Below are 11852 nucleotides of genomic sequence, written 5' to 3'. Positions count from 1 at the left end.
ATTGTGAAATGGCTTGTATAATGGTACACAAATAAAACGTGTTTACATATAAGAATAAGATTTTTTGCAAACTGTAAAAGCATAGATTAAATACTTTCTTTATTTTGGTTTCGTTACCGAGTACGTGTTTTGTGCAGGACTATCATCTTTGTATTTTGCCATTAATCCTTGCAATTCCTGACTCCATTCCTGTCCTGCCTGCATAGATTTTTGTCCCAGTTCAGCTGCTTTTTCACTCATTTTTTTTCCTACCGGACTTTCATAAAATACAATCATTGCTTTTACGTCGTCAGCGGTATAAATTTCCATATAAATATTGGCCATTTTGTCTAGTAGGCCTGGTATAGAAGCGTCAAAGTCTTTTGAGAAATTTTCCTTTTTATTCTCGGGAATCATGCTCAAAATTTTTGGTTTCACAAGCTTTATTTGGGCATCGGCACCACTAATAGAAATCAATTTCAATACATCTGCTTTTAAACTTGCATCTTGTGCTATTGTTATTTGTGCAACTAACAGGAACGCAATTGATAGTAATATTTTTTTCATCGGAGTATTATTTTAAAATTTAATTTTAGTGAGCTAATATCAATAAACTGAAATCAGTTTCCTATTCGAAAACGAATAATTTTATTGATGCATTTGTGTTTTGCTTTTTTTTAAATTATATAAAATATCACTAAAAGTGGGTATTGTTATAGTTGTGTCAATATAAGATATTTACGAAAAAGTATAATGAGTATTGGTGTTAAAATAAAAAGGTTAAGAGAAAAAAATAATTGGTCTCAGCCTGAATTAGCCTACCGTTTAGGAATATCACAAACCACTTTGTGTAATATTGAAAGTGATAAATGTAAAAAAATAGATTTTTTGCTGGTGGTTAAAGTTTGTCAAGAGTTTGATGTTACATTTGATTATTTTTTAAAAAACAAAAAATCTAGCCAAAAAGGTTGTGTTGAATAATAGTTGAAGTTCTATAAATGCTTGAAAATAAAAAAAATGGAAGCCAATTTCTCAGCTTCCATTTTCTAAATTATTTAATTAAAGAAATTAATTCTCGTTAGTTACAATTTGCATTGTTTCTTTGCTTATTTGTTTCAACAGTACCGTTTTGTTGTCTTCAACTGTTTGGGCAGCTTGCTCGTTGAAATGTCTAATGGTGTACAGCGTAACGTTTTCAGTGAAATCGACTTTGAATTTTTTGGAAAGGATCGCGTTGCAATCGTTGAAGTTTCCAAATTTATCCTCCACACAAACCGAGAAACTGATTGCAGAGTTTTGAATCAAGTTTACTTTAAGTCTGAATTGGTGGAACAAACCAAAGATTTCGCTGATGTTTTCTTCCATGATGAAAGAAAAATCGATCGAAGACAATGAAATCAACAATTGGTTTCTTTTTACGATGAAACAAGGCAAATAAGGTTCCAAATCTTGTCCTTTGGAAACAGAAGTCCCTTTCAACGTAGGATTGATAAACGATTTTACGTATAACGGAATTTCTTTTTTCTGTAAAGGCTGCAATGTTTTTGGGTGAATTACAGATGCTCCGTAAAATGCCAATTCGATAGCTTCACGGTATGAAATTTGGTTCAACAAACTTGCGTTTTCAAAATATCTTGGGTCAGCATTCATTACACCAGGAACGTCTTTCCAGATAGTTACGCTTTCGGCATTAAGGCAATAAGCAAAAATTGCAGCCGTATAATCCGAACCTTCGCGACCTAAAGTTGTGGTGAAATTATTCTCGTCAGAACCCAAGAACCCTTGAGTGATGTTTAGAATTTTGCGTGGGATGTTGTTGGCAATGTTTTTTTGCGTCAATTCCCAATCCACTTCGGCATCACGGTAAGTTGAATCTGTTTTTATGTAGTTTCTAACGTCCAACCATTGTGTTTGAATCCCTTTGTAGCTCATAAATTGACTCAAAATCGTAGTCGAAATCAACTCTCCATAACTTACGATTTGATCATAAACGAAGTTGTAATTTGGAGATTTATTGTGAGCTAAGAAATATTCCATATCAGCAAACTGAGTGTTCACTGCTGAGAAAACTTCGTGTTTATCGTCTTCAAACAAATCCAATAAGATTTGGTTGTGGTATTTTTTTACTTCCTGTACCGATGAACTCAATTCAGGTGATTTGTCAAAATAATTTTTAATAACATCTTCAAGAGCATTAGTTGTTTTTCCCATTGCCGAAACAATTACTAATACATCTTCATAACCCGCTTGTTGTAAAACGTCGTAAACGTTTCTGATACCGGCAGCATCTTTTACTGACGCACCTCCAAATTTGAATACCCTCATTTTAATTCTGATTTTTAGATTTCAGCTTTTTTTTAACTTTTCCTAAACCGAAATCATATTATAATTTTAATTTTTTAATTTGTTGTTTATGAAGTAATTGATTCCTTCTTCATCCATTTGAGCCACTCTCCATTCATCAAAAACTTTAGCTCCTGATTTTTCATAAAAATCAATTGCCGTTGTGTTCCAGTCCAAAACAGCCCATTCTACTCTTCGAACATTGTCTTTCTTCGCTTGTTTGAAAATTTCAGAATACAGAGCGTAACCCAATCCGGTTCCGCGCATGCTGTCTTTTACGATCAAATCTTCCAGATGGATTGTTTTTCCTTTCCAGGTAGAATAGCGGTAATAATACAAAGCGATACCGACAATTTCCTTATCTACTTCGGCAACAAAAACATGAAACAATGGATTTTCTCCAAAACCATCACGAATAAGATCTTCTTCGGTGATCAAAACGGCGTCTGGTTCTTTTTCGAATACTGCAAGCTCTTGGATTAACCCCAAAACGGCTTTCATATCCTCTTTTTGTCCTTTGCGTATTTTCATTGTTTACTATTGTTATTCTTGAATTCTATGTAAAAAAATAGCGAAATTATCAGATGTTTTTATGGAATATGTAGCAAATATACAATACTGATAAAGTATCTGTGTATTATTCCTTTCATTTTCACAAAAAAAACGATATTTGTGACTTCAAACTAACTACATCGATTTCGTAATGGAAGAAAGAAACAAGACATTAGGAGAATTTATCATTGAAAATCAGAAGGCTTTTCAGTATTCATCGGGTGAATTATCCAGGATTATCAACTCAATCAGATTGGCTGCCAAAGTAGTCAATTACAAAGTAAACAAAGCAGGACTCGTTGACATTGTGGGCGCAGTAGGAGAGCAAAACATTCAAGGCGAAGACCAGCAAAAACTAGATGTGTATGCCAATGAAATTTTTATCCAAACTTTGATTAACCGTGAGATTGTTTGCGGAATTGCTTCGGAAGAAAATGATGATTTCATTACTGTTCAGGGAAGTGATAACAGCCACAATAACAAATACGTCCTTTTGATGGATCCGCTTGACGGTTCTTCGAATATTGACGTAAATGTTTCGGTTGGAACTATTTTTTCAGTTTATAGAAGAGTAACTCCAATAGGGACTCCAGTTACCTTAGAGGATTTTCTTCAGCCGGGAACTCAACAAGTAGCAGCCGGTTATGTAATTTATGGAACTTCTACTATGTTAGTTTATACAACAGGTCACGGAGTTAATGGATTTACACTGAATCCTGCCATAGGAACATTTTACCTTTCGCATCCTAACATGAAATTCTCTGAAAACGGAAACATTTATTCGATTAACGAAGGGAATTATGTTCATTTTCCGCAAGGGGTGAAGGATTATATCAAATATGTTCAGCTCGAAGAAGAAGATCGTCCGTACACTTCCCGTTACATTGGAAGTTTGGTTGCCGATATTCATCGAAATATGATCAAAGGGGGTATTTATATTTATCCAACAAGTTCTAAAGCTCCAAAAGGGAAATTAAGATTGTTGTACGAATGCAATCCGATGGCTTTTATCGTTGAGCAAGCGGGAGGAAAAGCTTCGGACGGTTTTGACCGGATCATGGAAATTCAACCAACCGAATTACATCAGCGTGTGCCCTTCTTTTGCGGAAGCATAAAAATGGTCGAAAAAGCTGAAGAGTTTATGCTTAAAGCAAAACTTAGTAAATATTAAACCGAGAAGAAACCAAAGAATAAACCACCAAAAAGTAAAAAGCTCTCGTTGTCGGGAGCTTTTTTTCTGTTTGCGCAAAAGGCAAAAGGCAAAAGATAAAAATGGCACACGGATAACACGGATTTATACGAATAAAAAAATCTGCGTAAATCTGCAAAATCTGCGTGAAAAATTAGCGCACAGATTCGGCAGATTTACGCAGATAAAATTTTATTAATCTATTTACTTCGTAAGATTTAAAGCATTACCAATGGTTTCAACCGTTAGAGACATTGATGTTAAAACAAGCAAAAAAAATCCCACGGCTGAGGTCGTGGGCTATAGTAATTAGTATAAGCGGTAGCTTTATTTATACATATTTTTCATTTCATACAAAAAGGTTTCTTCATCGACTTGCATATCTACTAATTTAAGCGCTTTATTGACTATATAATTTACATTTCCAGGCGTGAAACCTAAGGCTAAGGCAAACTTAACCAATAAATGTTCTTGCAAATCTCCCAGTTGGTGGTCGCGATGTACAATTCTCGCTAGTTTATAAAGGGCTTCCAGTCTTTCAATATACAGATAAGGGGCGTTGATGGGATATTTTGAGGGGTCTTTTAAAATTTCTTTGTATTCTTCGTCCGAAATCTGAAGGGTGAGGGCTAATTTATCCAAGAATTTTTGCTCTTGTTCCGTAATATGGCCACCCGCATGGGCTACACGTACAATAGCTGAAAAATTGCCTCTGGCTTTCTGAATGGCTTCGCTACTAAATAAATCTGAGAATGGCATAATTTTAAAGTTTTAGGTTTGACATAAAGATAGTTAAAATTTTAGAAAAGAATTTGTTTTTTTGTCTCTTTTTTACGCTAGTAAGCACTGTTTTTTAACCATATAAGTCATGTTAGTCGAAAGGGATAAGTGTTTCTTTGAAAGGGCCTTTTTTCATTCTAAATAAAGTACATATAAGAGTGAGAACCAGTTCTTCGCTTATATTTTCTTTTGCAGGTAAAAAAAGACAACGTTCAAAAAGTCTTTTGCATTTGTTATGATTAGAGAAAAACTTAAATGACTTATATGTTGAAAAAAAGAAAATTACTCCGAATTCATTGCGGTATATATTTTGTATAATCGGTATAAATCGTAAGTTTACAAACCTATATCAATTTATAATTTATGATGTCAGAATTTTTGGTTTACTTCCAGATAGGATTGAAACACGTATTGAATATTCACGCCTATGATCATGTTTTGTTTTTAATTGCGTTGTCTGTTCCTTTCTCTTTCAGTGATTGGAAAAGGATTCTGCTTTTGGTAACAGTGTTTACATTGGGTCATACAACCGCATTGTTTCTTTCTGTTTTTGGAATCATTGCTGTCAAAGTAAATGTGGTAGAACTGCTTATTCCGATTACAATTTTGATAACAGCACTTTACAATTTGTTTACGGCTGGAAAAACAAGTAAAAGCGGTAGTGTCAACTTAGTTTTTATAATAACGCTTTTCTTTGGGATTATCCACGGATTGGGATTTTCGAATTATTTCAAAACGATTTTGGGAGGTAGTGCTTCTTCAAAATTATTGCCAATGGGTGAATTTGCATTGGGTATAGAAGCTGCGCAAATTACGGTAGTGATTGTAGTTTTGATTTTATCGTATATTGTACAGACGGTGTTTCGTTTTTCAAAACGCGATTGGTCTTTGGTGATGTCAGCGTTTATAATTGGTGTGGTTTTGCCAATGATATTGGAAAGTGAAATTTGGAAAAATTACTAGTTTATGGAGAAAATAAAATTAAATAAATACGATAAAGCTTATCTTAGAATCGCTACCGAGTGGAGTTTGTTGTCTTATTGTCAAAGAAAAAAAGTAGGCGCTATTATTGTAAAAGACCGAATGATTATTTCTGACGGGTATAACGGAACACCTACAGGATTCGAAAACTGTTGTGAAGATGAAGATGGTTTGACACGTTGGGATGTTCTGCACGCTGAAGCAAATGCGATTTTGAAAGTGGCTAAATCGACACAATCCTGTGAGGGTGCAACTTTGTATATCACGCTTTCGCCTTGTAAGGAATGCAGTAAACTGATTCATCAGTCAGGAATAAAAAGAGTAGTTTATCACCTAGGTTACCGAGATGATTCCGGATTGCAATTTTTAAGAAGAGCTGGCATAGAAGTAGAACATATCCCTGTTTTGGAAGATTAGGAAAAATGAACTTTGATAATAAATATTTACCCATAGTGATTGGGGGCATTTTTGCTCTCGGAATTTTTATTGGTAGCTTGTCTTCCTCTCCTTCGTCGCAATCTTTTGTGTCCAAAAGGAATACCAAAGAAAAGCTCAATAAACTGATTGATTTCATAGATAACGAATATGTTGACGATGTTAATACCGATTCTATTGTGAGTTTGACGGTAAATAGTATTTTGGCAAAATTGGATCCACATTCCGTTTATATTCCGCCAAGCGAACAGGCTGAATTAGTCGAGACCATGAAAGGGGATTTTGTGGGTATCGGAATCAATTTTTATATGCACAACGATTCTGTAGCAGTTATAAATCCGGTGAAAAATGGGCCTTCGGCAAAAGCAGGAATCAAAGCGGGTGATCGGATTTTATTTGCAGATAAAAAGAAGCTGTTCGGTCGAAAATTGCCAAATGATAGTTTGTTTGCGACTCTTAAAGGCGAAGTCGGTTCGAAAATTGAGTTGACGGTCTATCGCAAATCAGAACACAAAAAAATGAAAATCACTATAAAGCGGGATGTTATTCCGCTGAAAAGTGTTGATGTAGCCTTGCGTTTGAATGATACAACAGGTTATATTAAAATTAATCGTTTTGCCGAAACTACTTTTGATGAATTTAAAGCTTCTTTGACATCTTTGAAAAAGCAAGGAATAAAAACACTTGTTGTTGATGTTCGTGACAATGGTGGAGGTTATATGGAAGAAGCTGTTGCCATTGCCGACGAGTTTTTGAAAGACAAAGAATTAATAGTTTTTACCAAAAGCAAAAAAGAACCAACCGAAAAAACGTATGCAACTGCTCAGGGTAGTTTTGAAACAGGAAGATTATTCATCTTAATTAATGAAAATAGTGCTTCGGCGAGCGAGATTTTGGCCGGAGCTATTCAGGATAATGATCGTGGAACTGTTGTAGGACGACGTTCTTTCGGTAAAGGATTGGTGCAGCGCGAAATGGATTTCAATGACGGTTCGGCTGTTCGCTTAACCATTGCAAGATATTATACTCCATCAGGAAGGTCGATTCAAAAACCATATGCCAAAGGGAATGAGGAATATTTTAAGGAATCGGATTCTCGTTTTTTGCACGGAGAACTTTATAAAAAAGACAGTATAAAAGTGATAGATTCCTTAAAGTTTAAAACCAAAAAAGGGAAAATTGTCTATGGAGGTGGTGGAATTGTTCCTGATATTTTTGTGCCTTTGGAAGCGGAACATGGAGTAGAAAACGTTTCGTATTTACTGCAGTCGGGAATAGTCGGGCATTTTGTTTTTGAAGAATTGGATAAAGAGCGAAATGCATTTGCAAAATTGACTTTCGATCAGTTTAAGGGAAAAATCAACGCCACCGATTTATATTTTACCGCTTTTCAAAAATACTTGTCTAAAAACGGTTTGGAAGTCGATTTGTCCAAATACAAACCATTGGTGAAACGATATGTTAATGCAGAGTTTGCAAGACAATTGTACGGCGATGTGTATTATTATGAAATGGTTTTGAAAGAAGATGCTATGATAAAAAGGATTTTGAATCCAAAAAAATAATATGAGTATTTGGGAGAAAATGTAAATATGAAAAATACAATCCGATTTTCAGTTTTTTTTATGCTTTTGACTTTTGTGGTTTCCTGTGCTTGTATGAAAGATAAAAATACAATTTCAGGGAAAGTGGTAGCTGTAGCGTTTGGAAAAGATGGCTATACGGCAAAAATTAATACTGCGAAGAACGAAGTTTATTTTGCCACAATCAGTACCGTAAATGTTGGAGGACCTCAAAACTACAAACAACTAAAAGAAGGCGAAGAAGTTTCTCTGAAAGGTGAAATCTGGAAAACCGAAACAGAAAATCACATAAAAGTGAAAGAGATTGTTTCGGTTAAATAAAATCGAATAACTGTAAATTATCGGATGCTGTCGTGTGAATGAGTCTGGATGCCATCATTCCACAAAGTAAGCAAATCTGTAGCTACGGCAGCACCACTACCGGCAGCAATTGCCAGTTGGCTTCTCCATCCCGCGAGAGTTCCTATAACATAAATACCTTCGGCCACTTTATGGTCTACGTTTTTGAGTTGTATTCTTTGTTTTTCGGGAAGTGCTTTTTTGTGAGGTTCTACAAATTGGAGTAAACCTTCAACAGCAAAAGTATTGGCAGAACCTATTCCAACAACGATATTGGCTGTTTTGTAAGTGTTTTTGTTAGTGATAACAGTAAATTCGGGATATTGCCCCTCGATTTTTAATACTTTTTCATCGGGTATTTGAGTGATATGAGGGTAAGTGTTGTTTAAATGCTCAACACTTTCAATCAGCAATTCCGAACCTAATTTTCCAGGAGGAATTCCGTATGCATTATTGAAAAGAGCTTCTTGCAGTGAGGAAGTCTTTTGATGTGTAAAAATTCCGATTTTCTTAGACGAAACAAATGCTTTGTTCTTGGCAGATCCCAATACCATGGCGCATGATATACCGGAAACGCCACCGCCTATAATTAATACGTCAAACACAGTTATGCTTTGTCATTCATTTTTTCAACTATCTTTTTAGACATTCTAAAAATTAGAAGAATTAATACTGCGCAAAATGAAGCGACTACACCAACAGACGCTATCATACTGTCTCCTTTGAATGGATTTTGAAAATCAATTAAGGTAATGTTGAAAATAAGAAGCGCAACTGCTAAAAACACTAAAATGTTAGTGAAAATTTTCATAGGTTTAATTTTTATTAAAATGTTAAAGATTTTTAGAGTCAAATTTTGAAATTAAAATGGCTGAAAAAGAGCCGTAATCTTTAACACATAAATATTTAGGGGGTAAAATTATAATTTTTTTCTTTAGACAAACAAACCTTTAACATTAGCGGCAAATAATTTAACAGCTATTGCCAAAAGGACAACACCAAAAGTCTTACGAATTACTCCAAGTCCGTTTTGTCCTAGCATTTTCTCGATTTTTCCTGATGATTTCAGTACAATATAGACCAATACGATATTTAGAATAATGGCAAGGACAATATTCAAGGTGTGAAACTGGGAACGCAGCGAAAGTAGAGTGGTCATTGTTCCTGCCCCGGCAATCAAAGGGAAGGCAAGTGGTACAATTGAAGCAGAACTCGCTTCTTCGTCCCGATAAATACGGATACCCAAAATCATTTCCAAGGCTAGGAAGAACAATACAAAAGAACCCGCCACCGCAAAGGAGTGTACATCAATTCCGATTAGGCTTAAAAATTCTTCACCTATAAATAAAAATAATATCATGATTAATCCGGCTACCAAAGCCGCTTTTTCAGATTCGATATGTCCATGTTTGGCCCTTAGTCCTACTATAATAGGGATAGATCCAACGATGTCAATGACTGCAAAAAGTACCATTCCTACCGTTATTATTTCTTTTAAATTAAAATCTGTCATAGGTGTTTGTTTTGGATGAATAAATCAGTTTGCAAAAATACGCTTATTTTATATTTCTATCAAAAATCAATATAGTTTGTTTGATTTGTAACATTGTAAAATAGGTCAATCAAAAGTTAATGTGTTTAAATTATTGAAAATCAAATGGTAAATTTGTAAAGATTAGAAATATAGGATGAAAGAAAAATGAAGAGGAAAATTATTAGAGTCATATTGGAACGACAAATTTGTGTAAGTAAAATAGTTGCAAAGTGTTAATTATCCCGTTTTTGAGACTTATGTTTAGGACTTTTTTTTATTTCTTGAATGTTTGGTTACCTTTGCAAAATGTTTCAATTAGGAAAAACCATAGTCTCAGAGGATATACTCGAAAAAGAATTTGTCTGTAATTTGTCAGCCTGCAAAGGAGCTTGTTGTGTCGATGGCGATGCGGGAGCACCATTGAGTTTGGCAGAAACAAAAATATTGGAGGAAATATATCCGAAAGTAAAACCATTTTTGAGAAAAGAGGGGATCGAAGCTATCGAAGCTCAGGGAACTTGGGTAACAGGAATCGATGGAGATCTTGAAACACCTCTAATTGACAACAAAGATTGTGCTTACGTCATTTTTGACGGGAAAACCGCACTTTGTGGAATAGAGCAAGCCTATAATCAAGGTATAGTAGATTGGAAAAAACCTGTTTCCTGCCATTTGTATCCAATACGAGTTAAAGATTTTACGGAGTTTGCAGCTGTCAATTATGACAAATGGGATATTTGTGATGCCGCCTGTTCTTTAGGGCAAGAACTCGAAGTTCCCGTGTATAAATTTGTTAAGGAAGCCCTTGTTCGCCGCTTTGGTGAAGATTGGTATATGGAACTTGAAAAAGTAGCCGAAGACTTAAAAAACGGTTTGTAAAAAAGCGTAAAAAAAACACTTTTCTTAATTTTTAAAAATCCTTTGTTTTATGGGAGTTTAAAGAAATTTAATAGAATTAAATTTCTGAAAATCAGCAAGATAATTTTTTTATGAAAAGCGTTCCTGATTTTGATTCGTTGTTAAAAACTAAGGGGTATTGTGAATAAGTTTGACTTTTAATAACCGCATTAATTCATAATCTTTGTAATTCACTTTTAGGATACATTTTAAGTATAAAATCAAAATAAATAAATAAAGCCAAATGTCTCAAATAGAACCTATTTTACAAGAAAACAAGAATCGTTTCGTGATTTTCCCAATTAAACATCATGACATTTGGGAGAGATATAAAATGATGGAAGCTAGTTTTTGGACTGCTGAGGAAATTGACTTGTCCCAAGATTTAAATGACTGGAATAATAAGTTAAATGAAGATGAGCGTTATTTTATAAAACACATTCTTGCATTTTTTGCAGCTTCTGATGGAATTGTAAATGAAAATCTTGCCGAGAATTTTGTAAACGAGGTTCAATACCCTGAAGCTAAATTTTTCTACGGTTTCCAAATTATGATGGAAAATATCCATAGTGAGACTTATTCGCTTTTGATTGATACGTATGTAAAAGACGAAACTGAAAAATCAGATTTATTCAATGCGCTGGATGTTTTTCCAGCAATCAGAAAAAAAGCAGACTGGGCTTTGAGATGGATTGAATCCGATTCTTTTGCCGAAAGACTTATTGCTTTTGCAGCGGTAGAAGGTATTTTCTTCTCAGGTGCATTCTGTTCTATTTATTGGTTGAAAAAACGTGGGTTAATGCCAGGTTTGACTTTCTCCAATGAGTTGATTTCTAGAGATGAAGGTGTTCACTGCGATTTTGCAGTACATTTACATAACCACCATTTGGTAAATAAAGTGCCAAAAGAAAGAATAAGAAGCATTATCGTTGATGCTTTGGATATCGAAAGAGAATTCATTACCGAATCACTTCCTGTAAGTTTGATTGGTATGAATGCAGGTTTAATGACTCAATACTTAGAATTTGTTGCCGATAGATTATTGGTGGAATTAGGATGCAGCAGAGAATACAATGTTTCCAATCCGTTTGATTTTATGGATATGATTTCACTTCAAGGGAAAACTAATTTCTTTGAGAAAAAAGTAGCCGAATATCAAAAATCAGGAGTTAAAGTTACTGAAAGTGGTGATTCACAAAAAATCAGCTTCGACGCTGATTTTTAGAAAGTAGTTTTGATT

At 34.6% G+C, this 11852-nt stretch carries 15 protein-coding genes; 8 read left to right on the top strand and 7 right to left on the bottom strand.

The genetic code is table 11. From position 1 onward, the window contains the following. Window positions 1-99 precede the first annotated feature (99 nt). Window positions 100-546, bottom strand: a complete 447-nt coding sequence (locus OZP12_RS00155) for a DUF2059 domain-containing protein (RefSeq protein ID WP_281227007.1) — start codon at window positions 544-546, stop codon at window positions 100-102. Between the two features lie 186 nt (window positions 547-732). Here OZP12_RS00155 and OZP12_RS00150 point away from each other — a divergent pair, with 186 nt between their 5' ends. Then, on the top strand, window positions 733-960 hold the full coding sequence (locus tag OZP12_RS00150) for a helix-turn-helix domain-containing protein (RefSeq protein ID WP_281227006.1): 228 nt from the start codon (window positions 733-735) through the stop codon (window positions 958-960). An 87-nt stretch (window positions 961-1047) separates the two neighbouring features. Here the strand turns inward: OZP12_RS00150 and OZP12_RS00145 are convergent, their stop codons facing one another. Further along, a complete protein-coding gene (locus OZP12_RS00145) occupies window positions 1048-2304 on the bottom strand; it encodes an aspartate kinase (protein WP_281227005.1) in 1257 nt (418 codons plus the stop codon). Window positions 2305-2370: 66 nt separating this feature from the next. After that, the gene (locus OZP12_RS00140) at window positions 2371-2853 is read right to left on the bottom strand and encodes a GNAT family N-acetyltransferase (RefSeq protein ID WP_281227004.1); all 483 of its coding nucleotides are present in this window, start codon (window positions 2851-2853) and stop codon (window positions 2371-2373) included. Window positions 2854-3025: 172 nt separating this feature from the next. Here OZP12_RS00140 and fbp point away from each other — a divergent pair, with 172 nt between their 5' ends. Beyond that, complete coding sequence (gene fbp, locus OZP12_RS00135) at window positions 3026-4045, top strand: class 1 fructose-bisphosphatase (protein WP_281227002.1); 1020 nt, start codon at window positions 3026-3028, stop codon at window positions 4043-4045. A gap of 345 nt (window positions 4046-4390) precedes the next feature. Here fbp and OZP12_RS00130 read toward each other — a convergent pair whose 3' ends face one another. After that, window positions 4391-4822 carry a TerB family tellurite resistance protein gene (locus OZP12_RS00130; protein WP_281227001.1) on the bottom strand — a complete coding sequence of 144 codons (432 nt, stop codon included), beginning with the start codon at window positions 4820-4822 and terminating at the stop codon, window positions 4391-4393. Window positions 4823-5209: 387 nt separating this feature from the next. Between OZP12_RS00130 and OZP12_RS00125 the strand changes: the two genes are divergently transcribed. Genes OZP12_RS00125 through OZP12_RS00110 form a run of 4 tightly spaced genes read left to right on the top strand, consistent with a single transcriptional unit; the run spans window position 5210 to window position 8163 of the window. Beyond that, window positions 5210-5806, top strand: coding sequence for a HupE/UreJ family protein (locus tag OZP12_RS00125; RefSeq protein ID WP_281229104.1), 597 nt, complete (start codon window positions 5210-5212; stop codon window positions 5804-5806). A 3-nt stretch (window positions 5807-5809) separates the two neighbouring features. Continuing rightward, entirely contained in the window at window positions 5810-6241 is a 432-nt protein-coding gene (locus OZP12_RS00120; protein ID WP_281227000.1) for a deoxycytidylate deaminase, read from the top strand. Window positions 6242-6246: 5 nt separating this feature from the next. Next, complete coding sequence (locus tag OZP12_RS00115; RefSeq protein ID WP_281226999.1) at window positions 6247-7824, top strand: S41 family peptidase; 1578 nt, start codon at window positions 6247-6249, stop codon at window positions 7822-7824. A 27-nt stretch (window positions 7825-7851) separates the two neighbouring features. Beyond that, entirely contained in the window at window positions 7852-8163 is a 312-nt protein-coding gene (locus OZP12_RS00110; RefSeq protein ID WP_281226998.1) for a hypothetical protein, read from the top strand. A 17-nt stretch (window positions 8164-8180) separates the two neighbouring features. On the opposite strand, the gene OZP12_RS00105 is transcribed toward OZP12_RS00110, so the two are convergent. The 3 genes from OZP12_RS00105 to OZP12_RS00095 all read right to left on the bottom strand — a co-directional run bounded on the left by OZP12_RS00105 (window position 8181) and on the right by OZP12_RS00095 (window position 9694). Further along, on the bottom strand, window positions 8181-8786 hold the full coding sequence (locus OZP12_RS00105) for an FAD-dependent oxidoreductase (RefSeq protein ID WP_281226997.1): 606 nt from the start codon (window positions 8784-8786) through the stop codon (window positions 8181-8183). Between the two features lie 2 nt (window positions 8787-8788). Further along, window positions 8789-8992: a hypothetical protein gene (locus tag OZP12_RS00100; protein WP_281226996.1), complete on the bottom strand. Its 204-nt coding sequence runs from the start codon at window positions 8990-8992 to the stop codon at window positions 8789-8791. A 123-nt stretch (window positions 8993-9115) separates the two neighbouring features. After that, window positions 9116-9694: a MarC family protein gene (locus tag OZP12_RS00095; protein WP_281226995.1), complete on the bottom strand. Its 579-nt coding sequence runs from the start codon at window positions 9692-9694 to the stop codon at window positions 9116-9118. Between the two features lie 327 nt (window positions 9695-10021). On the opposite strand from OZP12_RS00095, the gene OZP12_RS00090 reads away from it, so the two are divergent. Together OZP12_RS00090 and OZP12_RS00085 are read left to right on the top strand one after the other, a co-directional pair. Next, on the top strand, window positions 10022-10594 hold the full coding sequence (locus tag OZP12_RS00090; protein WP_281226994.1) for a DUF3109 family protein: 573 nt from the start codon (window positions 10022-10024) through the stop codon (window positions 10592-10594). Between the two features lie 262 nt (window positions 10595-10856). After that, window positions 10857-11837: a ribonucleotide-diphosphate reductase subunit beta gene (locus tag OZP12_RS00085; RefSeq protein ID WP_281226992.1), complete on the top strand. Its 981-nt coding sequence runs from the start codon at window positions 10857-10859 to the stop codon at window positions 11835-11837. The last annotated feature ends 15 nt before the right edge of the window (window positions 11838-11852 follow it).

The organism is Flavobacterium aquiphilum (assembly GCF_027111335.1).
GTDB classification, from domain to species: domain Bacteria; phylum Bacteroidota; class Bacteroidia; order Flavobacteriales; family Flavobacteriaceae; genus Flavobacterium; species Flavobacterium aquiphilum.
The sequence above is the reverse complement of the archived record's forward strand: the minus strand, read 5'-3'. Positions and strand labels throughout refer to the sequence as shown.

Excerpts from the sequence above, each read along its gene's own strand:
- OZP12_RS00155 (WP_281227007.1), bottom strand. The coding sequence starts at position 546 with ATGAAAAAAATATTACTATCAATTGCGTTCCTGTTAGTTGCACAAATA.
- OZP12_RS00150 (WP_281227006.1), top strand. The coding sequence starts at position 733 with ATGAGTATTGGTGTTAAAATAAAAAGGTTAAGAGAAAAAAATAATTGG.
- OZP12_RS00145 (WP_281227005.1), bottom strand. The coding sequence starts at position 2,304 with ATGAGGGTATTCAAATTTGGAGGTGCGTCAGTAAAAGATGCTGCCGGT.
- OZP12_RS00140 (WP_281227004.1), bottom strand. The coding sequence starts at position 2,853 with ATGAAAATACGCAAAGGACAAAAAGAGGATATGAAAGCCGTTTTGGGG.
- fbp (WP_281227002.1), top strand. The coding sequence starts at position 3,026 with ATGGAAGAAAGAAACAAGACATTAGGAGAATTTATCATTGAAAATCAG.
- OZP12_RS00130 (WP_281227001.1), bottom strand. The coding sequence starts at position 4,822 with ATGCCATTCTCAGATTTATTTAGTAGCGAAGCCATTCAGAAAGCCAGA.
- OZP12_RS00125 (WP_281229104.1), top strand. The coding sequence starts at position 5,210 with ATGTCAGAATTTTTGGTTTACTTCCAGATAGGATTGAAACACGTATTG.
- OZP12_RS00120 (WP_281227000.1), top strand. The coding sequence starts at position 5,810 with ATGGAGAAAATAAAATTAAATAAATACGATAAAGCTTATCTTAGAATC.
- OZP12_RS00115 (WP_281226999.1), top strand. The coding sequence starts at position 6,247 with ATGAACTTTGATAATAAATATTTACCCATAGTGATTGGGGGCATTTTT.
- OZP12_RS00110 (WP_281226998.1), top strand. The coding sequence starts at position 7,852 with ATGAAAAATACAATCCGATTTTCAGTTTTTTTTATGCTTTTGACTTTT.
- OZP12_RS00100 (WP_281226996.1), bottom strand. The coding sequence starts at position 8,992 with ATGAAAATTTTCACTAACATTTTAGTGTTTTTAGCAGTTGCGCTTCTT.
- OZP12_RS00095 (WP_281226995.1), bottom strand. The coding sequence starts at position 9,694 with ATGACAGATTTTAATTTAAAAGAAATAATAACGGTAGGAATGGTACTT.
- OZP12_RS00090 (WP_281226994.1), top strand. The coding sequence starts at position 10,022 with ATGTTTCAATTAGGAAAAACCATAGTCTCAGAGGATATACTCGAAAAA.
- OZP12_RS00085 (WP_281226992.1), top strand. The coding sequence starts at position 10,857 with ATGTCTCAAATAGAACCTATTTTACAAGAAAACAAGAATCGTTTCGTG.